We start from the raw sequence: 24733 nt of genomic DNA on the forward strand, positions 1-24733 counted from the left end.
GAAGGCCCGTATCGAACCACCTGCCCTTCGATACGCGTCTTCGGCTTCGCTCAGCCGCTACTCAGGACGAACGGAAGTTTTTAAGGCCGAATGACGATGACCGAAGCCGCCACCACCGCCCACGCCCTCCCCGTTGATCCCCCCCAGGTCGCGCCCGAACGCGACCTGATGAGCAAGTTCGACGGGCTGATCGCCGAACGCGAGGCGCTGGTGAAGTCCGGCGTGCGCAATCCGTTCACGATCGTGATGGACGAGGTCAAGTCGCCGACCCAGGCGGTGATCCGCGGCAAGGACACGATCCTGCTCGGTACCTACAACTATATGGGGATGACGTTCGACCCCGACGTCATCCAGGCGGGCAAGGACGCGCTCGAGAAATTCGGGTCGGGCACCAATGGCAGCCGGATGCTCAACGGCACGTTCCACGATCATATCGATGTCGAGCAGGCACTGCGCGACTTTTACGACATGAGCGGTGCGATCGTGTTCTCGACCGGCTATATGGCCAATCTCGGGATCATCTCGACGCTTGCGGGCAAGGGCGAGTACGTCATTCTCGACGCGGACAGCCATGCCTCGATCTATGACGGCTGCAAGCAGGGCAATGCCGAGATCGTCCGCTTCCGCCACAACGACGTCGCCGATCTGGACAAGCGGCTCGGCCGCCTGCCGAAGGAGGCCGGCAAGCTGGTGGTGCTCGAAGGCGTCTATTCGATGCTCGGCGACATCGCGCCGCTGAAGGAAATGGTCGCGGTCGCCAAGAAGCATGACTGCATGGTGCTGGTCGACGAGGCGCATTCGATGGGCTTTTTCGGCCCCAATGGCCGCGGCGTGTACGAGGAGATGGGGCTGACCGACCAGGTCGATTTCGTCGTCGGCACCTTCTCGAAATCGGTGGGCACCGTCGGCGGGTTCGTCGTGTCGAACCACCCGAAGTTCGAGATGGTCCGCTTCGCCTGCCGCCCATACATCTTCACCGCCTCGCTTCCCCCCTCGGTCGTCGCCACCGCCGCGACGTCGATCCGCAAGCTCATGACCGCGCATGACAAGCGCGCGCAGCTCTGGAAGAATGCACGCGCGATGCATGCGGGCCTCAAGGCGATGGGCTTCAAGCTCGGCACCGAGACGTCGGATTCGGCGATCATCGCGATCATCCTGACCGACCAGGAACAGGCGATCGCGATCTGGCAGTCGCTGCTCGAGGGCGGGCTGTACGTGAACATGGCGCGCCCGCCGGCGACGCCTGCGGGCACGTTCCTGCTGCGCTGTTCGCTGTGCGCCGAACATACCGACGCGCAGGTCGAGACGATCCTCTCCATGTTCCGCGACGCGGGTCGCGCCGTCGGCGTGATCGGCTAGCAGCCGGCCGCTGTCATTGCGTCGGGAGCAATACGCACGCTATCGTCGCGGGGTGACGCAGGACGAGGCCGACGCGGCAGCCCTTGGGGGCGGTGCGACCTGGCGGACCATCACGCTCATCGTGATGGCGCTGCTGGGCGCCGCCGTTCTGGTCGGGCTCATCGCCACGCTGAGCAGCGCGAACCGTCAGCGCGACAGCGCGTTGCGGCTGCAGGCGCACAGCTATGACGTGATGATCCTCGCGCGCACGCTGTCGAGCACGATCGCCCGGTCCGAAGCGTCGCTCGGCCGCTATGTGATCAGCGGCGACCGGCAACTGGGCCGGCTCTATTTCGAGGAATGGGTCCTGGCCGGGACGCAGCTCAACCGGCTCGAGCGGCTGACCTACGACAATGGCGAACAGCGCGGGCACATCGCCGAACTGCGCCAGGCCTATGAAGACCGCGGCCGCGAGCTGTCGATGACCGCGCTCAGCACCAATTACGGCAAGAATTCGCAGGCGTTCGCGCGCTATTACCAGGGACGCAACGCCCCGACGCTCATCGCGATCAACCGGACGCTCGACCGGCTCATCGCGCGCGAGCGGGCGCTGCTCGACAACCGGACGTCGCGGGCGATGGCATCGGTCGAACGCTCGAGCTCGATCGCGGGCGTGCTCGCGGTGTTCGGGATGCTGATCGTTCTGGGCGCGATCGGGCTGGGCTGGTTCACGATCCGCGCGGTCAGCGACCGGGCAGTCGCGCAGGCTGACGCGGACATGGAACGCAGCCGCGCCGAGGAACTGTCCGCCGCGGTCGAACAGGCCACCGCCGAGCTGCGCGTGCAGGACGCCAAGCTGCGCCAGGTCCAGAAGATGGACGCGGTCGGCAGGCTGACCGGCGGCATTGCGCATGATTTCAACAATATGCTGGCCGTCATTCTGGGCGGGCTGGAACTGGCGCTGCGCAACATCGCGCGCGATCCGGCGACCGCCCGGCGACACATCGAGAGCGCGACCGACGGCGCTACCCGCGCCGCCGCGCTGACCCGCCGGCTGCTCGCCTTCAGCCGCGAGGATTCGCTGAAGCCCGAGACGATGGGGGTTGCAGGGCTGGTCGAGGGCATGTCCGACCTGCTCGACCGGACGCTCGGCGATGCGATCACGCTGCACGTGGTCGACGCCTCCGAGGGCTGGCGCGTCCGCGCGGATCGCGTCCAGCTTGAAAATGCGGTGCTCAACCTGGCGGTCAACGCGCGCGACGCGATGAACGGCCGCGGCACGATGATCGTGACCACCGGCGCCGCGGTGCTGACCGCGGGCGCGATCGGCGACTGCCCGGCCGGCGACTTTGCCACCATCACGGTCGCAGACGACGGCAGCGGCATGTCGCCGGACGTCGCCGAGCGCGTGTTCGAGCCGTTCTTCACCACCAAGGAAACCGGCAAGGGCACGGGCCTTGGCCTCAGCCAGATCTTCGGCCTCGTCCGGCAGCTGGGCGGCGAGATCGCGATCGCCAGCGTGGTCGGCGAGGGAACGACGGTGACGCTCTATCTGCCGCGCGACACCAGCGATCCCGCGATCGAGCCGCAACCCGTCCTGCCGTTTGCGGACCTGCCAGAGCCGGTACAGCCCGTCGCGCCGACGGGGCTGAACGTGCTGGTGGTCGAGGATGATCCGCGCGTGCTCGCCGCGACGATCGGTGCGCTCGAGGAGCTTGGCCATCATCCGGTCGCCTGTGACGACCCGACCCATGCGGCGACGATGCTCGCGCGTCACGGCGCGATCGACCTGATCATTTCCGACGTGCTGATGCCGCGGCAGACGGGGCCCGAGATGATCGCGGCATTGCGGCCGCTGTTCCCCGACATCGCGATCCTGTTCGTCACGGGCTTTGCGGGTGAAGCCGCGACGAGCGAATTCGGTGAGCATGAGGTGTTGCGCAAGCCCTTCACGCTGAGCGGCCTGGAACGCGCGGTCGCGGCGGCGATGGGCACCGATCGCCCCACCCCGCCCCGCCAGATGGCGGCCGAATAGACCGTGACAGGCCCGCCCCGTCCGAACTATAGCCGCCGTCCTATATCCCGCGCGAAAAGCTGATATAGACCCGCCCCACGCCTCGCGTTCGAGGCGCTCGCAGAGCCCCCGCTTCATGAAATCCATCGATCGCTACATGGCCCGGCTGATCGCGGTCCCGCTCTTTTCGACGCTGATCATCGCGGCGATGCTGCTCGTGCTCGACCGGATGCGCCGGCTGTTCGATTTCGTCGCGACCGAGGGCGGACCGATCAGCGTCGTCTGGCGGATGCTCGCCAATCTGCTGCCCGAATATCTCGGGCTCGGGATTCCGATCGGGTTGCTGCTCGGCATCTTGCTCGCGTTCCGCAAGCTCGCGACGACGTCGGAACTCGACGTCCTGCGCAGCGTCGGGATGAGCTATACTCGGCTGCTGCGGGTGCCCTATATGTTCGCCATCGTGCTGGCGATCGCGAACCTGCTGATCGTCGGCTATCTCCAGCCGATCGCCCGCTATTATTACGAGGGGCTGCGGTTCGAGCTGCGCACGGGCGCTCTCGGCGCGTCGATCAAGGTCGGTGAGTTCACGCATCTGGGCGACCGGATGACGCTGCGGATCGAGCAGAGCCGCGACAAGGGGCGCGAGCTGTCGGGCATCTTCGTTCATGCGCAGACGCCCAAGAACGACTGGATCGGCGTCACCGCGGAGAAGGGACGCTTCCTCGCGACCGACGATCCCAACGTCATCATCTTCCGTCTCGCCAACGGGACGCTGATCCACGAACGGCCCGAATTCAAGACGCCGCGCGTGCTGACCTTCAGCAGCCATGACCTGCCGATCAACCTGCCCAAGTTCGAGAGCTTCCGCGTCCGCGGCGGGCGCAACCTCGAATTCACGCTGCCCGAACTCGCGCGTGCGGGGCATGAGGCGGCGACGCCCGAGCTGCGCGATGCAAGCCGGTCCGAATTCCACTTCCGTCTGGCGGAGGTCGCGATGATGTTCCTGCTGCCGATGCTGGCGGTGGCGCTCGGCGTGCCGGCGAAACGATCGACGTCCGGTCTCGGCGTCTTCCTGTCGATCGTGATGATCGTCACCTATCACAAGGTGAACCAATATGCGGCGGACGTCGGCGAGCTTGGCCGGATCGACCCGCTGATCGCGCTCTGGGTGCCGTTCACGGTGTTCGCAGGGCTGATCCTGTGGATGTACTATACCATCGCCTATGTGCCCGGCGGCGAACCGATCGGTGCGCTCGAGCGCGGCGTCGGCCGGATCGGCAAGGCGATCACCAGCCGGCTGCCCGGGCGCCGCAAAGAGAAGACGGCATGAGCAGGATCACGATCTTTCCGTCGCGCACGGTCGCGGTCTATATGGGCCGGCTGTTCATGACGCGGACGTTCAGCATCCTCGCGGCACTGGTGCTCGTGCTCCAGGCGCTCGATCTGCTGAGCGAATCGGGCAACATCCTGGCGCAGGCGGGCAATGGCGACGCCCAGGTCTGGCAATATGTCAGCCTGCGCGCACCGCAGATCATCGCCTTCGCGCTGCCCTTCTCGGTCCTGCTCGGCACCATCCTGACGCTGATCACGATGAACCAGAACAGCGAGATCATCGCGCTCAAGGCGTCGGGCCTCTCCGCGCATCAGGTGCTCGCCCCGCTGCTGATTGCCAGCCTGGTCGTCGCGATCGTCAGCTTCAGCTTCAACGACCGCGTCGTATCGCGCGCCACCGCCACCCTGTCGCAGTGGCAGAAGGTCAATTACGGCGCGATGCCGATCGACCGTGGCGACCGTGCCAATGTCTGGGTGCGCGACGGCGACGACCTGATCCAGGTGAACCAGACGCGCGGCAAGGGCGCCGGAACGCGGCTCGGCGGGGTGACGCTCTATGATCGCGCTGGCGGAAGCCTCGTCTCGATCATTCGCGCCCCCAATGGCAAGCGCGTCGCCGGGGGCTGGGAGATCGGCCCCGCGACGCGGTTCGACGTCGCCAGCGGCACGCTGACCACGCTCGGCTCGGTGGTCGTCGGGCGCGATGTCCGGCCCGACCAGTTCACGCTCGCGAGCGTCGACGCCGACAGCCTGTCCTTCGGCGCGCTGAAGGCGGCGATCGGCGATCTGGCCGACGCGGGGCGCCCGACCAAGGCACTCGAGGGATCGCTCTGGCACAAGCTGTCGGGACCGCTGTCGTCGGTGCTGATGCCGCTGCTGGGCGCGGTCGCGGCGTTCGGCATCGCTCGCTCGGGCAAGCTGTTCATCCGCGCGGTGATCGGCATGGGGCTGGGCTTCGCCTATTTCGTCGCGGACAATTTCGCGCTCGCGATGGGCAATCTTGGCGCCTATCCGCCGTTCCTCGCCGCCTGGGCGCCCTTCCTCCTGTTCTTCCTGATCGGCGAGGCTGTCCTGTTCCGGACCGAGGAATAGCCGCTGTACGAACTGCGTGATCGTCGATATCCGCAGCGGCTGACGACGCAGCGCTGAGGGGCGAGCCAATGGCCGGTACGATAACGATCCGCAAGGTCGAGACGAAGCGTGATCGCAAGGTCTTTGTCGACGTGCCCTTCGGCCTCTATCGCGACGATCCGCACTGGGTCCCGCCGCTCAAGACCGAGGCTCTGGGGCTGATCACGCCCGAAAAGAATGGCTGGTTCAGCCATGCCAAGGCGCAACTGTTCCTCGCCGAGGAGAATGGCCGGGTCGTCGGTCGCATCTCGGCGCATATCGACACGCTCGCGCTCACCATGCCCGCCGAACAGGGCTTTGGCCCCGGCGTCGGCCAATGGGGGCTGATGGAGGCGGAGAGCGAGCCGGTGTTCCAGGCTTTGCTCGCCGCCGCCGAGGATTGGCTGCGCGCACAGGGCATGGCGCGGATGCTCGGCCCGATCAGCATGTCGATCTGGGAGGAGCCCGGTCTCCTCGTCGAGGGCTATGATCACGCGCCGACGATCATGATGGGGCATGCACGCCCCGAATATCGTGACTGGGTCGAGCGGTCGGGCCAGGTCCCGGTCAAGCGGCTGATGACCTATGAGGTCGACGTCACGCGGCAATTCCCGCCGATCGTCCAGCGGATCATCAAGTCGGGCGAGAAGAATCCGCGGATCGTCATCCGCGAGGTCGACAAGTCGCGGTTCGAGGACGAGGCCGCGATCATCCTCGCCATCCTCAACGATGCCTGGTCGAGCAACTGGGGGTTCGTGCCCCTGACGCCCCCCGAGATCAAGGATGTCGGGGTGAAGCTCAAGCCGATCGTCTTCAACGACCTGATCCGGATCGCCGAAGTCGACGGCAAGCCCGTTGCGTTCATGATCACGCTGCCCGACCTGAACGAGGCGATCAAGCCGCTGCGCGGGTCGCTCCTGCCGTTCGGCTGGGCCAAGCTGTTGCTATGGCTGCGCAAGCCAAAGGTGAAGACGGTCCGCGTCCCGCTGATGGGCGTCGTCCGGGAACTGCAGTCGTCGCGCATGGCAAGCCAGCTCGCCTTCATGATGATCGAATATATCCGGCGTTCCGCCTCGCAGGATTACGGCGCCACCCGCGCCGAGATCGGCTGGATCCTCGACGACAATCAGGGGATGCGCTCGATCGCCGAGACGATCGAGAGCCGCATGAACAAAGTCTATCAGGTCTACGAAAAGACGCTCTAGCGGGCGTATGACCGGCCTGTGATCAGCCGATCAGCCCGTCGCCCTGTGCCTCACGCGCGAGGATCCGGCCGATCGCGTCGAACAGCGAATCCATCGCGACCGGCTTGAAGATCACATCGTCGGCGCCCGCGGAAAGACAGCGCTGGCGGAGGTCGGGGGCGACGTCCGCGGTCACGACGATGATCGGGACCATGCCCTTGGCGTCGGACCGCGCGCGAATGTGACGGATCGCGGTGATCCCGTCCATGCCAGGCATGCGCAGGTCGACCAGCACCATCTCGAAATCCTGCTCGTCGAGGATTTCGAGGCCACGCTCGGCGCTTTCCGCCTCGACCATCGTCGCGCCGGCCACGTCGAGCATGTCGCCCACCACGCGGCGGTTCATCCGATCGTCCTCGATGAACAAGATGTTCAACATATCCTCCGTGACGGTTCGACCGGGAGAGGCGCGCTGTCCGTCATTGCTAGGCGTTTACGCATCAAGCCGCCCGCGAGACAAGATCGGGAATTGCGTTGTTTTTAACTACCGGCGACGCGAAGATCGCTTCGACCAGATCCGCACCCGATACCGGCTTCGCAACGATGCGTGTAATGGCAGGCGTGAGCAGTGTCGGATCGTCGAGCCGATCGGCGGGCCACAACAGCGTCGTCGCGGCATCACCTGCCGCTTGTGTCAGCTGCTCCAGCGCCCGCCCCGGATCGCCACCGGCGCGCAACGTCGCATCGTCGATCACGATGTTCGCGACGACCGTCTGCGCCAGCAGCGTGACAGCGTCGTCGATCGAGGCGGCGGTCAGGACGATGTCGCAATGCGGCGTCACCAGCGTCCGGAACATGCTGCGCATGATCGGATTGCGGTCGATGATCAGCGTCGCCGCGCCGGTTCCCTGATCGGCCCCCAGGTCGCCGAGTGCGATCGCCTCCGCATGGACCAGCGGCAGGCTGAGCGTGAACGTGGCGCCCTGCCCTTCGCGGCTGGTGACCGTGACGTCGCCGTTCATCGCGCGCGCGAGGTTGCGACAGATCGACAGGCCGAGCCCGGTGCCGCCGAACTGCCGCGTCGTTCCGGCATCTGCCTGCCGGAAGGATTCGAAGATCTCGTCGAGCTTGTTCGCCGGAATGCCGATGCCCGAATCGGATACGTCGAGCCACAGCCGGTCTTCGCCGGTCCGCAACGCTACCGTCACCGCGCCCACGCGAGTGAATTTCAGCGCGTTCGACAACAGGTTGAACACGATCTGCCGCACCCGCGCGGCGTCGCCCATGATCCGGGCGGGGCAGTCGGCCATGTCGAGCGTGAACGACAGCCCCTTCGACCGGGCCTGCTCCTCCCACATTTGCGCAGCATCGGTCACCGTGGCGCACAGATCGAACGGCGCGAACTCGATCGTCAGGTTGCCGGTTTCCATCTTGGCGATGTCGAGAATGTCGTCGACCAGCGCGCGCATCGTCGCCCCCGCGCCGCGCACGATGCCGAGGCGATCGCGCAGGTCGGGCGTGAGGCGCGAGTCGGCGAGCATGACCTCGGTCATGCCCAAGATCCCGTTCAGCGGCGTGCGGATCTCGTGACTGGTCGTGGCCAGGAACTCGGTCTTCGCCGCAAGCGCCTTGCCGAGCGCCGCGTTGGTGATCGCGAGGTCGTCATTCGCGGCGCGCACCTTGTCGCGACTGCGGCGAATCGTCACCAGCCCCAGCGCGAGCAGGCCGATGATGATTGAAACCGCCGCGATCGCGCCGATGAACATCAGCCGCTGCGTCTTTGCCCGGTCCTTCTCGTACCGCACGCTGCGCTCGAGCTCATCGGCGCGCAGTTTGGAAATTTTGAGTTCCTGGTTCGCAAAGTCGAATCGCGCCGCCAGCAAGGCCGTGCTCATATTCGTGGCGAGTGTGGTCGCCTGATCATCCAGACGCTTCTGCGCCTCGAGATGGACGAGCGCGTCGAGGGGCCGGTCGAGGGCCTTATAGATCGCATAGGCAACCTGATGCCCCTCCCGATACGACAGGTTGGTCTTCGTCAGATCGACGCCCGCAAAACGCTGCGTGATGAGCGCGAGCGCGCGCGGCAAATTCCCCTGTTGGAGGGCGACTTCGGCGGCGATCGGCAGCAGCTGAACCCGCCAGACTGCGGCCTCCGACTGCATGGCAAGGCGCTGGCTGGCAGCGATCGCCTTTGCCGCGGCTGCGGTCTTGCCCGCCTTTAGCAATACATGCGCGATATTCCCCTGGATGCGGGACTGCAGCAGCGGGCTCTTCATCTGCTCGGCGAGCGCCAGTGCCTTGCGATACTGTGCGACAGACTGGTCGTAACGGCCAAGATCCTGATAGCAGGAGCCCCGGTTATTGTAGATCGCCACGAGCAGGCCCGGGTCGCCATGGTAGACGTCGAGCGCCTGGCTGAGATATTTGAGGGCGGACTCGCTGTCATTGCCATCGCCGTACAGCGTGGCGATCAGCATGAGCGCCTTGGCACGGTTGCGCATGTCCCCAAGCGTGCGGAAGATATTGTGCGCGGCCTGATAGTCCGCCAGCGCCGACGCCAACTCCGCGCGAGTCGCATGAACGCCCCCGCGGGATAGAAGGATCTCGGCATTCAGCGCCGAACCAGGATCCAGCCTAACCACCGTTGCCAGAGCGTTGTGGATCAGCACGGCGGCGCGATCGTCGCGATCGATCCGCAGCGCCGCTTCCCCCTGCAGCCAGCGCGCGGTCGCGACGGCCAGCTGCCGCCTTTCGGGATCCGCTATCGCGGCGGCGGCCTGTTCGGCGGTCGATGCCCTGCGGATGGCCTCGCCTGGATCGGTCTGCACCAGCGACTTGGCATTCCCGATGGCGATATCGAACCGGACCTGCGGCAGCGGCTCTGCCCCGGCTGCCGCGGGCACTGCGCTGACGGCGAGAAGGATCGCCGGCAGCCCATGCCAAAGGCTTAGCCGCCGCCGACCCAGCTGATTCACTCAGCCAGTCTTCCGGACAGCCGCGATCCGCGTGAGCGGTGACCGCACGTCGCGGGCGATTGCCAGATGACGCTCTTCCGCGAGGAACGGCAGCAGAGCGTCGATACCGATCGGGCGACTCACCAGAAATCCCTGAATCATGTCGCACCCCATGACCGACAATAGCGCCATCGCCGAGGGCGTTTCGACCCCTTCTGCGACGACTTCCATTTCGAGCGCGTGCGCGAGGTCGATCGTCGACCGGACGATCAGCGGATCGCGGTTCGAACTGGTGAGTTGCGTGACGAAGAGCTTGTCGATCTTGAGCTCGCTGGCGGGAAGCTGCTTGAGATAGGCGAGCGACGACAGGCCGGCACCATAATCGTCGATCGCGATCACGATGCCGATATCCGCGAAGATCTGCAAATTCCGGATCGCGCTTTCCGGATCGCGAATCACCGACGTCTCGGTGATCTCGAAGCCCAGACGCGCGCCGCTCGACGTGATCATCTCGCACGCCTGCCGCACGAATCGCGCATCGGCGAGCAGGACGCCGGCGATATTGATGAAGATCGGCAGTTCATGACCATGCGCCGCCAGGATCCGCTGGTCGCCGATCACCTGCTCGATCGTCCACAGCGTGAGCGCAACGATGTCGCGGCTCTCCTCCGCGATCGGGATGAAGTCGCTCGGCAACACGAGGCCGCGCTGCGGATGGCGCCAGCGGACCAGCGCCTCGACACTGACGATCTCCTGCCGACGCAGATGGACCTTGGGTTGATATTGGAGGAAAAGCTGGTCGCCGCCGATCGCCTTGTGCAGCTCGCGCGCCAGCATCAGCCGGTCGAGCGACGCGCTGGCCGCCGATACGTCGCGCGCGATCGGTCCGCGCTCGACCCGGGCATCGGCAAGCGCGAGCTCGGCTTCCTCGATCAGGCGGACCTCGTCGTGCTGCGGTGCGCGGACCGATGCGCCGCCCAGCGTCAGGTCGACGTGATAAAGTTCGCCGTCGATGTCGAACGGCGTGGTGAAGGCATGTGCGATCAGCTCGAGCGCGAGGTCGAGCTCGTCCTGCTGATCCGCCAGAAGCGCGATGTCGATCAGATCACGCGCGGCGATCTCGGTACGCGATTGCGGCAGAACCGCCGCGATCCTCAGCGCGATATCACCGACCAGCGTGTCCGCGCGCGCGCGTCCGACATGGCGGCGAAGCATTGCGAAATTCGCGACCTCGGCGAGGATGACGAACTGCCAGCCATGAAAGGCCACGGGCAGGCACGACATAGTCGCGGGATCCGACACGTCAGTCATGCGATAGCCTCGCAGACGCATAACCGCCGCGATGCGAGTCGCACGTGCAGCCGAAAGGAATATGCGAGAGGTCGATCATCCCTAAACGCTAGCTGCCGATACTGAAGATAGCGTTAAGCCTCCCATGCTGGCACGTAAACGTGGTTAACGATTAATAAACCATGTTGAATTCAAGTTAACGCCCGGTTAACTTCCCCTTGCGTCCTAACGGGCGTGAACAAGGGAGAAAAAAGTGCTGAAGCTCATTCTTTCGCTCATCTACGGCGACCACATGCGCCCCTGGTAAACAGGTGCCGGCCCGGCGTTTTTGGAAAAACCCGCGTATCGCGGGCAAGCTTCCATTGGCGCCGGGCCACTTTGAATGCCATTCAACTATAGTGTTTTAAGACCCGTTATGGCCTGAAGCCGACGGGTAGACGCCGACGGGCCAACCCCATGGCCGTCTGGATATGTGACCGGTCGCTACCGCTGCAGCGCGCGCATGACGCCGCCCGGCTTCACCATACAGACAAGATGGGCAGCGCATCAGCGCCAGGGCGCAGGCCGAAGCAGCCTGCCTTCAAAACCAGCAACACAGTATAGGGATCGGCGTAGCGCGCCCGCGTCCGCAATCGGGCAGACCTGTGTCTGGCTGCGAGGATCGCGCGGCGAGCTTTACGCGCCGCGTCTCGCGTCTGGGAAGATCCCGTGGCGGGCGCGATCCGCGCCGCCACGGGATGAGGCGATCAATAGTCCTTGGAGTATTTCACGCTGGCGTTGGTCCCGCCCTGCGCGCCGGCCGACGAGAGCAGGCTGAGCGCCTTGGTCAGGGCAATCTCGAGCTGGGTCGAGGTGAAGCCCTTCGCGTCGGTGACGATCTCCACATAGATGTTGTCGGTCAGGTACTTGCCTGCCGCAAGGCTGGTGCCACGCCCGCTGGCCTCGTCCGCGCCAAGGACGCGCAGACGATCGAAGCCGGTCGCCGAACGCAGCTTGCCGAGCGGATTCAGACCGCCACCCGACCCGCGCAGCGAATTGAGCGCAGACGCCAGCTGGATCGCCTCGGTCGCCGAGAGATTCTCGGGGTTGGTCCCGAACAACAGCCGGCTCAGCACCTCGTCCTGCGGCAGCGCCGGGGTCGAGGTGAAGGCGATCTGCGGCCGCTGGCCAGTGCCCGTGACGTTGATCACGACGGTGATGTTGTTCGTGGTCGTCGTCGCCTGGATGTTGATGTCCGGATCGGTCAGCGCCCCACCACGGAAGCGGATCGTGCCGCGATTGACCTCGAACCGCTTGCCCGCGAACGAATAGGTCCCGCGGACGATGTCGAGCCCACCGGTGACGACCGGCGCGGTCGACGTGCCGGTGATCCGCATGTCCATCTCCCATTCCGATTCGAGACCCATGCCGGACACGAACAGCTGGTTTGGCGCCCGCACCCGGAGGTCGAGCTTGATCAGGCTCGGCGGCGCGGGCCGCGCGGGACGATCGGTCGGCAGCGCCGGCCGTATCTCGCTCTTGCGGCGGATACCGGTCAGCTCGGCAACCTCCGCCTGACCCTGGCGGATGATCTCGTAACGCGCCTCCGGGATCTGCAGGTCACCCTTGAGCAGTCCGCCATCGCGGCCATAGGTGAACCGCACCGACCCGGTCGTCGTCGCACTGAGCGCGTCGCTCTTGGCGAGCTGTGCATTGTCGAGCGTCGCGCGCAGATCGATCGGGAAGCCGCTGTCCGCGGCAAGCCCGACACTGCCCTGGGCCTGGACGCTGCCATTGCCGGCACGGGCCCGCAGCTGCGTCAGTTCAAGCCGGTCGTTGTTGAACCGCGCGTTGATCGCCATCTGCGACAGCCGCGTGCCGTAGACCTCATTGTCATAGGTCAGCGAATCGGCCCGTACGATGCCGTTCAGACGCGGGGCCTGGACACGCCCGGAGAAGTCCGCCGCGATCGCGATCGGCCCGGACAGCTGCTGGTTGGGCAGCGCGGCCAGGCTGAACAGCACTGCCGATGGCCCGTTATACCGGATGCCACCCGACAGCGGTGCCGCCATCAGTCGTTCCGACCAGGACGCGCCAGCGCCCAGCGGCCGGAGATTGGCGACCATGCGCCCCACCACCGTCGGCCCGCGCCGGACCAGCGCGCGGCCGGTCCCGCCATCGGCATTGAGCGTGCCGGCGAAGACGATGTCGACCGCATCGGACACCGCCGCGATTCCCGTGCGGGTGAAGTTGCTCACCGTCGCACGGACGTTCGCCGTCGGCACCGCGGTGCTGTTGGCCTGGGCGAAGTCGAGGCTGCCCGTTGCGGTGCCGCCGATCCCGAGGTTCGGCATCAGCGCGCTCAGCACCGACAGGTCGAGCTTGTCGAGCCGCGCCTGTGCGTTCAACCCGCGGCCATAGCTGCCGGCAAGACGCGCTGCGCCGGCCGCGGTCCCCTGACCGAAGTCGATCCGGGTCGGCGAAAGACGATAGACGCCCTGCGTCGCCTGGATCCGCGCGGGATTGGCGGTGCGGAAGTCGATCCCGTTCGCCTGCCCCTTCAGCGCAACGAGATAGTTCTCGGGGCTCAGCTTCGCATTCATCGCGAGGCGGAATGGTACGCCGCTCGACCCCGTCGCCAGTGCCTGGGCGGTGCCCTTGCCACCGACGTAATTCACCTTTGCGCGCGCGGCGGACAACACGACCTCGCCGTAGCGCATGTCGGCGATCTGGACGTCGGCGATCACTTCGGGCGCCTTGGGGTACAGCACCGCGCTGGCATCGACGATCGCGCGGCCGATCGTGAAATCGACCATGCCCGGAATCTTCGCGCCATAGGCCCGCGCAGCGACATCGGCGCGCTGATACCCGCCCTGGTTGGCGAGACGGACATTGCCCGTCAGCCCCTGCCCCGCGAACTGCAGCGCACCGGCGAACGGCCCCGCCGCACTCTGCACGATCCGGCCGCGTGCAACGATGCCCGCGAAGACCGCACGGCGCACGTCGACCGCAAGCTGGGTGCCCGGCGTGACCAGCACATCGGCGGTGAAGGGGCCGTAATCGGTGCCGCCGCTCGCGACGACGGCATAGGCGCCGTTACGCCCGACCACCCGCGCCTGGAGATTGACCAGCCCGACGCCGACGCCCGGCCGCGGTGCGCGCAGGACGACTACCGGCGCGGTCGCACTGCCCGTGACCCGCGCCGAGAGCGGCCCGTAAACGGTCGAATAGGCATCCGCGTTGACGAGCACCGCACCGGTCGCCGGATCAAACCGCCCCTCGCCGCGCGTCACGCGGAACTGCGGCGCGTTCATGCGGAGGTTGCGGAAGGTCACGATCCCCTCGGGGCTGTACCCGATGTCCGACCGGACGATCGCGTTGCCGCCGAGGAAGCTGCGCGCGCCTTCGTTGAAGATCTGTGCGGTCTTCGCGACGACGCGGCCGGTGATGCCGAACCCGCCATTGGGGCCCGGCACCAGCTTTGCATCAGTCGTTAGGTTGACGATGCCGATGCCGTCGACGCGGTAATTGTTGACCCGCCCCTTGAGCGCGCCGGTATAGCGTCCGGTCGCCATGTTGGCGACGACGACCGCGGTCGCATCAATCTTGTCCGAACGAATCTTGAGGTTGTCCGACAGGACGTTGACGCCGGAGATTGCGAAGTCCCCGTCGATCGCGACGTTGGTCGCGAGGCCGCCAACCGCCGCATTGAGCCCGGTCACGCGACGTGCGCGCGCCTTGATCGGCAGGAGAATGCGGTCGGCATTCACGCGCGCGAGACCCTCGGCATAGAGGTTCTCGACGCCCATGTCGCCAAAGGCGATCGTCGCGGCCCGCACCTTGTAGTCGACGGTCGGGGTCGCGAACGCCCCGTCGAGGACGACGCGCGCGGTGACATCGCGACCGCGCAGATTGGGCAGGATCGCTCCCGGGGTCAGAAGCTTGGCATCCACCGCGAAATTGGCGAACCGGCTGTTGGCGAGATCGATCAGGCCACCGGCATCGACCGCAAGCGCATCCGACTTCAGCGTCATGCGCGTGTCGGCCTTGCGGTCGTTCAGCGTCGTGTCGATCGCCACGTCGAGCTGCGGCGCGGTCAGGCGCTCGACCGGGCCTTCGAGATAGAGGCCGGGGCGGGTCGCGCCGCGCACCTCGATATGGCCGTTCTTCGCGGTCAGGCCGAGATTGGCGAGCTCGCCGCCGCCCAGCGTCGCGACCGCACGGCCGCGCCAGGCGGCCCAGCTTCCACGGCCGTCGACCGTCGCGGTCAGCGGCGCCTTGAGCGACCCCATCGTCGCGACCACACCGCCGACGGGTGCGGTCAGCTTGACGTTGACGTCGAGCTTGTTCTGTTCGGGCACCGCGTCGAGCTTGAGGATCAGTCGGTCGCCGCCGGCAATGCCTGGGCCCGTCAGCGCGGCGGCGTTGGTCGTCAGCTGTGCACGCTTGTCGGCGATATGGACCGCGCCGTCGATCTTGAGGATATGCGTCTGGCCCGTCACCGGCTTACCGATCACGAACCGGTCGATCACCAGCCGGTTCACGTCGATATCGAGATCGGGCAGCAGCGGCGCGTTGGGATCGGTTGGGGTTGCCTTGAGCACCGGACGCCGTTGCAGCGTGACGAGCGGCGTGGTCAGCGACCGGACATCGACATGGTTGCTGGCAAAGGCGAACGGGCGCCAGTCGACGCGCAGCTTCGGGCTGGTGAGGAACACGCCGGTCGGGTCCGACACGCGGACGTCGCTGAGCGTCATCGCGCCGTAGATCGATCCGTCGATCCGGCCGACCTTGATGTTGAGGCCGGACGCGGTCGTATAGCCACCGATCTGATCCGCGACGAGGCGGCGACCGGGATCGGTGTTGATCCCGAACAGCACGATCAGCACGAGGACGATCAGCGCCACGATCAGCATCACGATCCCCTTGAGGATTCGCTGCCAGAGCGGCCGCCGGGCTACGACGCTGTCGTCAGCCTGATCGATAGGTCCCTGGTCGGCAGGGGGTGCGCCGTTTTCGGCCATCAGAATGCCTGCCCGATCGAGATGTAGAGCGCGACCTTGCCGTCGCCCTCGCGTGGGTTCAGCGGCGTCGCGACGTCGATGCGCATCGGACCGAAGCTGGTGTAGAAGCGACCGCCGATACCCGCGCCGTAGCGCAGGCTCGACAGGTTCGGCGTGCTGCTCTCATAGCTGTTGCCCGCGTCGATGAACGGCACGATGCCGAAATCGCCGAACCGGTAGCGCGCCTCGAGCGCGAATTCGTTGAGCGAGCGCCCGCCGACCGGATCGCCATTGGGATCGAATGGCCCGAGCCGCTGATAGCCATAACCGCGGACCGATCCGCCGCCGCCGCCATAATAGCGCCGCGAGGGCGCCAGATCGTCGCGCGCGACGCCCTGGATCGTCCCCGCCTTGGCACGGCCGGCGATCACGATGCTGCTCGACACGGGATAGTAGAAGGTCCCCTCGACCATCGCACGGACATAGGGTTTGACCGAGCCCTGCACCGATGTTTCGGGGCTGGCGTTGAGCCTCAGGCGGAACCCCTTGGTCGGGTTGAGCAGGCTGTCGGAGCGATCGAACAGCAACTGCCCGGGCAGCGCGACGATGCCGTAGGTCCGCCGGACGTTCTCGCCGCGGGCAAAATCATACACGCTCTCATTCGTGCCGACGAGCTCGCCGCCATAATAATAGGTGATCGGCTTCTGCCAGATCGGCGTCGAATCATAGCTCCAGCGGATGCCGACGCTCGTCGTGAACGCCTCATAGGCGTCGTAGTTCGAATGATTCGCTCCCGCCGTCAGGCTGAAGGTGCGGTCGCGACGCCCGGCATTGGCGCGGCGGAACGTGCCCGCAAGCCCCTGTTCCTGCGTCCCTGCAATCACCGACGCGAGCAGACCACCCTCATAGGGGAACAGGTTGCGATGCTGCCAGGTCCCCTCGGCGCGGAAGCCCTGCCCGGTCGAGAAGCCGACATTGCCGCCCAGCGTACGCGCGGGGCCCTTTTCCTGCCGCACCAGCAGGTCGACCTGCTCGGTGCCGTCGGGGTTGGTCCGACCGGTCCGCTGCGGCACCACCGAGACGCTCTGGAACAGGCTCGTCGCGACCAGCGCGTCGCGCAGGTCGTCTGTCATCCGGTTGTCGTATAGCTGCCCCGCCTCGAACCGCGGAAAGACGTTCAGATGCTCGATGTCGAACACCGCGTCTCCTTCGGTGCGCAACTGCCCGAACGAGGCGCGTGGCCCCGTATCGACGGGCAGCGTATAGGCACCGGTCGGGGCCTGCGCCTCGTCGTCGAGCAGGATGTCGCGCTCGCCCACCTTGACGAAGGGATAGCCCATCTGCGGCAGCATCAGCGAGACATTGGCCTCCGCCCCCTGGATCCGGTCCGCCTGGATCGAATCGCCGACCTTCAGCGGCAACTGGCTGCGCACCAGATCCGGCGGAATGGTCTGCGCGGTCTTCACGTCGATCGAGCCGAGCGTGTAGAGCCGCCCCGGCTGTGCGCTGACGATCGCCTTCAGCCGGCCGGGCTTTTCGGGAACTGCCTCGATCGTGGAAATCGCGGTCGCATCATAATAGCCGAGCGACTTCAGCAGCCGGACGACCAGCGCCTCGTCTTCCTTCGCGCGCGCCGAAACCTGCGTCGTGTTGGCCGCCTTGCCGCCACCCTTCAGCGCCGACAGGGCCTTGTAGCGCGCCTCGAGCCCGTCGCCCGCATCGGCCAGACCCTTGATTTCCGCATCATAGCGGATCTCGGGCGCATCCTTGTCCTTGATGTCCGCAGCGGTCGCCAGCGGTGCCGTGTCGTAGCTCGCGAGCGCGGGAAGCGGCACGACCAGCTGCGGATCTTCGGGACCGATGGGGGGCAATACGGCGCCCGTCGCGGTTGTCGCGGAGGTCACATCCGTCGCGGGTGTCACGGGCGCGGTTTCGCTCGCCATCGGTTCGAGCGGTGCGTTGATGTCGTTCGAAAGCGGCGGCAGCGCCTGGTTGAATTCCGCGTCGGGAACGATCGGGGCGTTGCCCTTGGGATCGGCGACGCCGGTGTCGGCTCGCTGCTCGGCGGTGGGTGCGTCGGGTCCCTTTGCGGGCGCGGTACCGGGCTTTGCCAGCTGGGCTTCGCCGGGAGCAGCCACACTCGCCGCCAGAGCGATCGCGAGCCAATAGTGCCGTCTTGTCGAACTCGTCACAGGAAACACGATCCCCTTTCGAAGGGCGACCGCGTTCGATTCATCCCCGTTAATCCCTCGCAACGCACGAAACTTGGGTTGGTTTCCGTCATCCGGCGATTCACACGCAGCCGATCATGCCGGCCACCGGAAGGACGATGGTGTCGCGGCCCGGCCGCTCAAGCCGTAGCGTCGCATTGGGTACCATCGCGCCTGACGCCAGATCCTCGCGCGTGACGATCGTCATGTCGAGCGCGACGGTCAGGTCGCCACCGCGATAGGTCGTCACCCCGGCAAAGCCGTAGCCACCCGGCCCGGCCTCGTCGACTCGCGCATAATCGACCGGCTTGCCGTCAACTGCGAGACGCAGCCGAGCCGAGTCGGCGGTCGCCATCGCCACCAGCGCGCGGTCGCCCGTCGACCAGAGATACGCCGCGCATCCCCGTGCGGGCATCGCCTGCTTGCCGATCGGACCGAGCGTCGCGGGAGCCTTGGTGGTGTCGCCGGGCACCGTCTTGGCGGGCGTGGCGGCCTGCACGGCCGCGGCGATAAGCAATAGCATCATCCGCCCGACGCTATCATGAAGAGCCAGGCCGGATAAGCCGCGATCGCCAGCAATGCGCCGAACGGCATCGCGGTCTGCCCGGTGACGGGTTTGCCGCCGACGCGCATCGTCAGCACCGCGCCGAGCCCGACCATGCTGGCGATCAGTAACACGGCGGGCAGCATCTGCCACCCGAGCCACAGGCCGATCGCGCCGAACAGCTTGGGATCGCCGCCGCCCATCCCGTCATGTCCGCGGATCCGGCGATAGCCTGCCGCGATCGCCCAGAGCAGGGCGAACCCCGCGACCCCGCCGATCATCCGGTCGAGTCCCCCGGGCGCCAGTCCGGCGAAGCCGCCCGCCGCACCGCCGAGCGCGAGCAAGAGGGTCAGACGGTCGGGCAGCCAGAAGGCGACGAGGTCGAGCGCGGCAAGCGCCAGCAACATCCAGCCGAAGGCGGCGCCCCACAAGGCGGCCTGCCCCGGCGCGACGAGCCCTGCGGCGATACCGATCGCCAGCCCGCACGCCTCGATCCGCCAGTGCAACGGATCGATCTGCGCACCGCAAGACCGACACCGGCCGCGCAGCAGCAGTGCACTGACCAGCGGGACGAGATCGAGCGCGGTCAGCGTCCGCCCGCACGCATCGCACGCCGACCGCCCGCGAACGACCGACCGGTCCTGCGGCCAGCGAATCACGAGCGCGGCGATGAAGCTGCCGACGATCGCCCCGAGCACGCCCAGCGCCGCCGCGGCGATCATCGGGCTCGGCACGGGCATGGCGTCGATCATCCGCCGCGCGTGCCGGGCACGTCCCGCGCCGTCAAGCCGATGCGCGCGCCCCGATCCCGGCGAGCGCTGCCGCCGTCAGAGATCCAGCGTGTAATATCGGCTGAACCGCGAGGGCGGATAGGACCCGAACCGCTTACAGCGGACAAAGCCTGCGCGTTCGTACAGCGCGCGCGCCGCGGCATAGGCGGCGTTGCTCCCGGTCTCGAGGCTGATCCGGGTCGCGCCCATGTCTCTGGCATGGCGGGTCGCATGATCGAGCAGCGCCGCGCCGACGCCGCGGCGTACATGGTCGGGATGCGTCCGCATCGATTTCAGCTCGCAATGCCCCGCGTCGAGCGGCTTCACCGCGACGATCCCGAGCAGCGTCGACTCGCCCCCCGCCCCGTCCCAGGCAGACCACACCACCACCGACGGATCTCGCAGCCCGGCGAGGTCGAGGGCAAAGACACAGGCCGGCGGTGAGTTGGCGTGCGCGGCGCGCTGGTGCAGCGCGACCAGATCGACGACCGCGTCGCGCGTCAGATCGTCGCGCTCTATCCGCATGACGCGATCCGGGTGCGACGGCGCGTCATCGCTCAGGGCAGCGCTTCGTCCGCATCGATTCCCCACAGCGCGTCGACGCGCACGAAACCGGCCTGTCCCTTGATGTCCATTTTGCACCAGCCATTGCCGCACTGGCTCAGCCGACCGACCACGCCGGGGGCCGCGCGCCATTGCAGGCGTCCGCTCTCGCTCGGGCGGTCGAGGATCGCGATCGGGGTCGTGCCGCGTACGATCGCGGTGCGCGTGCTGCTCATCAGATTGGCCTGCATCCAGCCTTCGGTACCGTCCGGATCGGCGATCTTGCGCCATTCCTTGTGGATCGCGATCACGCGCACGGGCAGGTCGGCACGTTGATACAGCCAGCTGGCGGGATAGGCGCGGGCCGGCCCGGTCCGCAACCGCGCGCGCCCCGCCGAGATCGAGGCATAATAGGGAAGCTTGCGCACCGGATCCGCGGCGGCGGCAGGCTCGGCGCCCAGCGCCGCCGTGACGAGGGCGGCGAGCCCGAAGGCGAGAATGCGCATGCTGATGTCCTGTTGCCGACGCGGTTCGTGTCCGGCCAAGCTCTATCGCCACCGCGGCGGCGGTTTCAACTGCTAAGCGTGCCCGCCGCCGTTCCACGGATGACAGCGCGGTTTTGCCGCTCCATCGTTGACGCCGTGGATGACGTTCGCCAAGCCAGAGTCATGCCCGATCCACGCCCCGATAGCTGGCCCGACACCCGGCGCTGCCCCAACCCCAAGGTGGTCGTCACGCGTGAACTCGCCGATGCGGTCATGGACCGTATGGCGGCGCTGTTCGACACGACCAACAACCACGGCGATGCCAAGCTCAGCCGCGACCAGCTGGCCGCCGCGATGGCCGATTGCGATGTGCTGGTCCCGACCGTGACCGACGATATCGACGCCGCGCTGATCGCCGGCGCGGGTGATCGCCTTCGCCTGATCGCCAATTATGGCGCGGGCGTGAACCATATCGACCTGAAGGCGGCGCGGGCGCGCGGGATCATCGTCACCAACACGCCGGGGGTGCTGACCGAAGACACTGCGGACATGACGATGGCGCTGATCCTGTCGGTGCCGCGGCGGCTGGCGGAGGGCGAGAAGCTCGTCCGTTCGGGCGCATGGACCGGCTGGAGCCCCGGCGGGATGCTCGGCCACCGGATCGGTGGCAAGGCACTCGGCATCGTCGGGATGGGCCGGATCGGACAGGCGGTCGCGCGCCGCGCTGCCGCGTTCGGCCTCTCGATCCACTATCACAATCGCCGCCGCCTCCCCGTCGCGCTTGAACAGGCGCTCGGGGCGACGTGGCACGCCTCGCTCGACGAGCTGCTCGGCGCGGTCGACATCGTGACGATCCACACCCCGCTCAACGCCGACAGCCGCGACATGATCGACGCGCGCCGGATCGCGCTGATGCGCCCGCACGTCTTCCTCATCAACGCCTCGCGCGGCGGCGTGGTCGACGAGACCGCGCTGGTCGACGCGCTCGAGGCAGGGCGGCTCGCCGGCGCCGGGCTCGACGTCTGGCGCCACGAGCCGCAGATCGATCCGCGACTGCTCGCGCTCGATAACGTCGTGATGCTCCCGCACATGGGATCGGCGACGTTCGAGGGGCGGATCGCGACAGGTGAGAAGGTGATCCAGAACATCCGGATGTGGGCCGATGGCCACCGTCCGCCCGATCAGGTGCTCGAAGGCTGGGCCTGACGGCCGCTCCCAAGTGCCCGCACCCGTGCCCGGAACCGATTCCGCAGTGCGGCATTTGTTGGATACCCCCGGAGAGAAAGAGGAGTATCCCATGAAGAAGATTGCTGTTTCCGCGCTGCTGATCGCGTCCGCCGTGTCGATGAGCGCGTGTTCGACGCTCAAGGGCGCAGGCATTGGTGCAGCCGGCGGTGCGGGTGTCGCCGCGGCGACGGGCGGTAGCGTCGAAAAGGGCGCAGCGGTCGGTGGTGCCGGCGGCGCGGTGGTCGGCACGGTCGCCGACTGAAACGTCTGGCGCGCGGGCCTGAAGGTCCGCGCGTCGCCCCTCAAGTCACCGTGCGCGGATCCAGCCGGTCCGCTGAACGGTGCCCGTCAGGACCTTCGACCCGAACGCCTTGGCGACGGTCGCGGCATCCGCAATGTTCATCAGGACGATCCGTGTTCCGCCCGACGGCAGCGATTCGATCGCGCTGATTTCGGCCTTGTGCTTGGCGCACATCGCGACGGCCTGAGCCTCGGTGACGCGTACGTTCATCGCACGCGAAATGGGCGCAACATCGGCGCTGGGCGTGGTGGTCATCTGATAATCCCGGCAGGGAGCGGGAGCGCGATACGTCTCTCAGTCGTGGCTTGCCCGAATGAAGCGCCGCAATGCGCCCGGTATGCGCGCTATCCCGCCGATCGGCAACCTCGGCCGCCGTGTCAGACGCGCGTTCCGAGCAGTGCGAGACCAAAGCCGACGAACACCGCCCCCGTCGCGCGGTCGAAGGCACGCCGCAATGCCGGTCGCGTCAGATGCCGCGCGAGCCTGCGCCCGCTCATCGCATAGACCGCATACCAGAGGCTTTCGACCACTGCGAAGGTGACGACGAGGATCGCGAACTGCGGCCCCTGCGGCGCGGCGCGGTTGACGAACTGCGGCAGGAAGGCGGCGGCGAACAGCAGCAGCTTGGGATTGCTGATGCCGATCACGAACCCGCCGCGGAACAGCCGTGCGGCCGACATCGTGAGCGGCAACGTGTCGGCGCCGAGATCGACCGGCCCGCCCGCACCGCGCCACGCCTTGATCCCCAGCACGATCAGATAGGCGACGCCGGCATAACGCAGCGCATCAAACACGCGCGGCCAGGCGGTCAGCAAAGCCGCGACCCCCGCCGCCGATGCCGCGAGGACGAGAACCAGCGCGGTCAGGCACCCCGCCATAGCCGCCAGGCTGCGCCGCGCGCCGAAGGTCATGCTGCGCGTCATGACGTGCAGCATGTTCGGCCCCGGCGTGCCGCACAACAGGATCACTGCGACCAGGAACACCGTCCACGCATGCAGCGTCATGCCTTTGCCCCCCCTACCCTGACCGACTCAGTCGCCGGTCAGGATCCGATCGACCAGCTGCCCGACGCTCGGCACGAACCCGTTGGAATAGAACGGGTCCTTCTTGAAGTTATACGCCGCATGACCTGCGAACATCAGGTTCTGGTCGATGTCGCCGCCATGCGCGATATCCTGCAGCGTCTTCTGGATGCAGAAGCTGCGCGGATCCGCGAGCCGGCCCGTCGAGTTGGTCTCGGTGTCCGCCCAGCTCGAGAACGAACATTGCGACAGGCAGCCCATGCAGTCGGCCTGGTCCTTGCGGATCATGCCCTTTTCTTCCGGACCGACGAAGACCAGCGTGTTGTCCGGGGTCTTGAGCGCGTCGGTAAAGCCTTCGCCGAACCACTGGCGTGCGCGCAACAGGTCGTTGCGCGTCACCCAGAAATTCTTGCCCTTCACGCCGACGTCGAGCTGGAAGATGTGGTCGCCCGCCTCCTGCGTCGAAAACGCGATCTGGCGCTCGGACCGCGCCTCGAGGCTGCGCAGGAACGGGTTGCGCACCGCCGAGGAATAGAAACCGGTCGGCGAGAATTTGTGCAGCAGCACGTCGCCTTCCTCGATCTTCGTCAGCGCGTCCTTCCACCCCTGCGGGATCGGGCTTTCGCGCGTCAGCAGCGGGCGGGTGCCGAACTGGAACGCGATCGTGCCGAGCTCGGGATTGTCGATCCAGTCGTTCCAGTCGCGCAGGTACCAGACGCCGCCCGCCATCACGATCGGCACGTCGTCCGAAATACCGCCCTCGCGCATCACGTCGCGCAGTTCCTTCACGCGCGGATAGGGATCCTGCGGCTTCAGCGGATCCTCGGCATTCGACAGGCCGTTATGCCCGCCCGCGAGCCACGGATCCTCGTACACGACTGCCGCCAGCCACTGTGCAGCCTTCGAATAGGCGCGCTTCCACAGCGCGCGGAACGCCCGTCCCGAACTGACGATCGGCAGGTAGCTGACGCCGTAGGACGCGGTGATCTCGCTGAGCTTGTAGGGCATGCCCGCGCCACAGGTGACGCCCGCCACCTTGCCGCGCGTCCGCTCGAGCACGCCGTGCAGGATCCGCTGCGCGCCGCCCATTTCCCACAGCACGTTGATGTTGATCGCGCCCTTGCCGTCGGCGATCTCATAGGCGCGCTCGACCTGCTGGACCGCACCGTCGATCGCATACTGGACCAGCTCCTCATGCCGGTCACGCCGCGTCAGCGCGGCATAGACCTGCGGGATGATCTTGCCCTCTGGATCGTAACTATCGGCATTCACGGCAGAAACCGTGCCGATGCCACCCGCGGCGGCCCAGGCTCCGGCCGACGCATGGTTGGTCGCCGCGACTCCCTTGCCGCCTTCCACCAGCGGCCACACTTCGCGACCGTTATAGACGATAGGCTTCAGGCCCTTGAACACGACGTCACCTCTCC

Annotated in this window: 19 protein-coding genes; 7 read left to right on the forward strand and 12 right to left on the reverse strand. The window is 66.8% G+C overall.

What is annotated here, in order from left to right:
- Nucleotides 1-96 precede the first annotated feature (96 nt).
- The 5 genes from spt (at nt 97) to C8J24_RS00475 (ending at nt 6999) form a co-directional block, all read left to right on the forward strand.
- The gene (spt, locus tag C8J24_RS00455; protein WP_107931349.1) at nt 97-1359 is read left to right on the forward strand and encodes a serine palmitoyltransferase; all 1263 of its coding nucleotides are present in this window, start codon (nt 97-99) and stop codon (nt 1357-1359) included.
- 124 nt (nt 1360-1483) lie between these two features.
- Nucleotides 1484-3373, forward strand: a complete 1890-nt coding sequence (locus C8J24_RS00460) for an ATP-binding protein (RefSeq protein ID WP_107931351.1) — start codon at nt 1484-1486, stop codon at nt 3371-3373.
- Nucleotides 3374-3488: 115 nt separating this feature from the next.
- Nucleotides 3489-4682 (forward strand): LPS export ABC transporter permease LptF, encoded by a 1194-nt coding sequence (lptF, locus tag C8J24_RS00465; RefSeq protein WP_031394134.1) that lies wholly within the window; start codon nt 3489-3491, stop codon nt 4680-4682.
- Nucleotides 4679-5776, forward strand: coding sequence for an LPS export ABC transporter permease LptG (gene lptG, locus C8J24_RS00470; RefSeq protein ID WP_056674932.1), 1098 nt, complete (start codon nt 4679-4681; stop codon nt 5774-5776). The genes lptF and lptG overlap by 4 nt, the downstream gene beginning before the upstream one ends.
- A gap of 68 nt (nt 5777-5844) precedes the next feature.
- Nucleotides 5845-6999 (forward strand): hypothetical protein, encoded by a 1155-nt coding sequence (locus C8J24_RS00475; protein WP_031441344.1) that lies wholly within the window; start codon nt 5845-5847, stop codon nt 6997-6999.
- 22 nt (nt 7000-7021) lie between these two features.
- Here C8J24_RS00475 and C8J24_RS00480 read toward each other — a convergent pair whose 3' ends face one another.
- From C8J24_RS00480 to C8J24_RS00520, 9 genes are all read right to left on the reverse strand, one after another.
- Entirely contained in the window at nt 7022-7414 is a 393-nt protein-coding gene (locus C8J24_RS00480; RefSeq protein ID WP_031394137.1) for a response regulator, read from the reverse strand.
- A 64-nt stretch (nt 7415-7478) separates the two neighbouring features.
- Entirely contained in the window at nt 7479-9953 is a 2475-nt protein-coding gene (locus C8J24_RS00485) for an ATP-binding protein (RefSeq protein WP_107929592.1), read from the reverse strand.
- Nucleotides 9954-11243 carry an EAL domain-containing protein gene (locus C8J24_RS00490; protein ID WP_244180301.1) on the reverse strand — a complete coding sequence of 430 codons (1290 nt, stop codon included), beginning with the start codon at nt 11241-11243 and terminating at the stop codon, nt 9954-9956.
- 725 nt (nt 11244-11968) lie between these two features.
- A complete protein-coding gene (locus C8J24_RS00495) occupies nt 11969-16225 on the reverse strand; it encodes a translocation/assembly module TamB domain-containing protein (protein WP_107929597.1) in 4257 nt (1418 codons plus the stop codon).
- A complete protein-coding gene (locus C8J24_RS00500) occupies nt 16225-18342 on the reverse strand; it encodes a BamA/TamA family outer membrane protein (RefSeq protein ID WP_244180310.1) in 2118 nt (705 codons plus the stop codon). Before C8J24_RS00500 ends, C8J24_RS00495 begins: the two co-directional genes overlap by 1 nt.
- Before the next feature lie 154 nt (nt 18343-18496).
- Nucleotides 18497-18940 (reverse strand): hypothetical protein, encoded by a 444-nt coding sequence (locus C8J24_RS00505; RefSeq protein WP_052380969.1) that lies wholly within the window; start codon nt 18938-18940, stop codon nt 18497-18499.
- A complete protein-coding gene (locus tag C8J24_RS00510; RefSeq protein ID WP_244180312.1) occupies nt 18937-19710 on the reverse strand; it encodes a prepilin peptidase in 774 nt (257 codons plus the stop codon). The genes C8J24_RS00505 and C8J24_RS00510 overlap by 4 nt, the downstream gene beginning before the upstream one ends.
- Nucleotides 19711-19785: 75 nt before the next feature.
- Entirely contained in the window at nt 19786-20253 is a 468-nt protein-coding gene (locus C8J24_RS00515) for a GNAT family N-acetyltransferase (RefSeq protein ID WP_107929599.1), read from the reverse strand.
- Between the two features lie 32 nt (nt 20254-20285).
- Entirely contained in the window at nt 20286-20777 is a 492-nt protein-coding gene (locus tag C8J24_RS00520) for an SH3 domain-containing protein (RefSeq protein WP_056674924.1), read from the reverse strand.
- A 162-nt stretch (nt 20778-20939) separates the two neighbouring features.
- Here C8J24_RS00520 and C8J24_RS00525 point away from each other — a divergent pair, with 162 nt between their 5' ends.
- Nucleotides 20940-21962, forward strand: coding sequence for a 2-hydroxyacid dehydrogenase (locus C8J24_RS00525; protein WP_107929601.1), 1023 nt, complete (start codon nt 20940-20942; stop codon nt 21960-21962).
- A 91-nt stretch (nt 21963-22053) separates the two neighbouring features.
- Nucleotides 22054-22245, forward strand: a complete 192-nt coding sequence (locus tag C8J24_RS00530) for a hypothetical protein (protein ID WP_031395371.1) — start codon at nt 22054-22056, stop codon at nt 22243-22245.
- 45 nt (nt 22246-22290) lie between these two features.
- On the opposite strand, the gene C8J24_RS00535 is transcribed toward C8J24_RS00530, so the two are convergent.
- The 3 genes from C8J24_RS00535 to C8J24_RS00545 all read right to left on the reverse strand — a co-directional run bounded on the left by C8J24_RS00535 (nt 22291) and on the right by C8J24_RS00545 (nt 24719).
- Nucleotides 22291-22539, reverse strand: a complete 249-nt coding sequence (locus C8J24_RS00535; RefSeq protein WP_197975206.1) for a hypothetical protein — start codon at nt 22537-22539, stop codon at nt 22291-22293.
- 122 nt (nt 22540-22661) lie between these two features.
- Nucleotides 22662-23288: a LysE family translocator gene (locus tag C8J24_RS00540; RefSeq protein ID WP_107929603.1), complete on the reverse strand. Its 627-nt coding sequence runs from the start codon at nt 23286-23288 to the stop codon at nt 22662-22664.
- 27 nt (nt 23289-23315) lie between these two features.
- Nucleotides 23316-24719 carry an NAD(P)H-dependent flavin oxidoreductase gene (locus C8J24_RS00545; protein WP_031441354.1) on the reverse strand — a complete coding sequence of 468 codons (1404 nt, stop codon included), beginning with the start codon at nt 24717-24719 and terminating at the stop codon, nt 23316-23318.
- Between the last annotated feature and the right edge of the window lie 14 nt (nt 24720-24733).

It is taken from the genome of Sphingomonas aerolata (assembly GCF_003046295.1).
Lineage (GTDB): Bacteria > Pseudomonadota > Alphaproteobacteria > Sphingomonadales > Sphingomonadaceae > Sphingomonas > Sphingomonas aerolata.

Excerpts from the sequence above, each read along its gene's own strand:
- spt (WP_107931349.1), top strand. The coding sequence starts at position 97 with ATGACCGAAGCCGCCACCACCGCCCACGCCCTCCCCGTTGATCCCCCC.
- C8J24_RS00460 (WP_107931351.1), top strand. The coding sequence starts at position 1,484 with ATGGCGCTGCTGGGCGCCGCCGTTCTGGTCGGGCTCATCGCCACGCTG.
- lptF (WP_031394134.1), top strand. The coding sequence starts at position 3,489 with ATGAAATCCATCGATCGCTACATGGCCCGGCTGATCGCGGTCCCGCTC.
- lptG (WP_056674932.1), top strand. The coding sequence starts at position 4,679 with ATGAGCAGGATCACGATCTTTCCGTCGCGCACGGTCGCGGTCTATATG.
- C8J24_RS00475 (WP_031441344.1), top strand. The coding sequence starts at position 5,845 with ATGGCCGGTACGATAACGATCCGCAAGGTCGAGACGAAGCGTGATCGC.
- C8J24_RS00490 (WP_244180301.1), bottom strand. The coding sequence starts at position 11,243 with ATGACTGACGTGTCGGATCCCGCGACTATGTCGTGCCTGCCCGTGGCC.
- C8J24_RS00495 (WP_107929597.1), bottom strand. The coding sequence starts at position 16,225 with ATGGCCGAAAACGGCGCACCCCCTGCCGACCAGGGACCTATCGATCAG.
- C8J24_RS00505 (WP_052380969.1), bottom strand. The coding sequence starts at position 18,940 with ATGATGCTATTGCTTATCGCCGCGGCCGTGCAGGCCGCCACGCCCGCC.
- C8J24_RS00510 (WP_244180312.1), bottom strand. The coding sequence starts at position 19,710 with ATGATCGACGCCATGCCCGTGCCGAGCCCGATGATCGCCGCGGCGGCG.
- C8J24_RS00515 (WP_107929599.1), bottom strand. The coding sequence starts at position 20,253 with ATGCGGATAGAGCGCGACGATCTGACGCGCGACGCGGTCGTCGATCTG.
- C8J24_RS00520 (WP_056674924.1), bottom strand. The coding sequence starts at position 20,777 with ATGCGCATTCTCGCCTTCGGGCTCGCCGCCCTCGTCACGGCGGCGCTG.
- C8J24_RS00525 (WP_107929601.1), top strand. The coding sequence starts at position 20,940 with ATGCCCGATCCACGCCCCGATAGCTGGCCCGACACCCGGCGCTGCCCC.
- C8J24_RS00530 (WP_031395371.1), top strand. The coding sequence starts at position 22,054 with ATGAAGAAGATTGCTGTTTCCGCGCTGCTGATCGCGTCCGCCGTGTCG.
- C8J24_RS00535 (WP_197975206.1), bottom strand. The coding sequence starts at position 22,539 with ATGACCACCACGCCCAGCGCCGATGTTGCGCCCATTTCGCGTGCGATG.
- C8J24_RS00540 (WP_107929603.1), bottom strand. The coding sequence starts at position 23,288 with ATGACGCTGCATGCGTGGACGGTGTTCCTGGTCGCAGTGATCCTGTTG.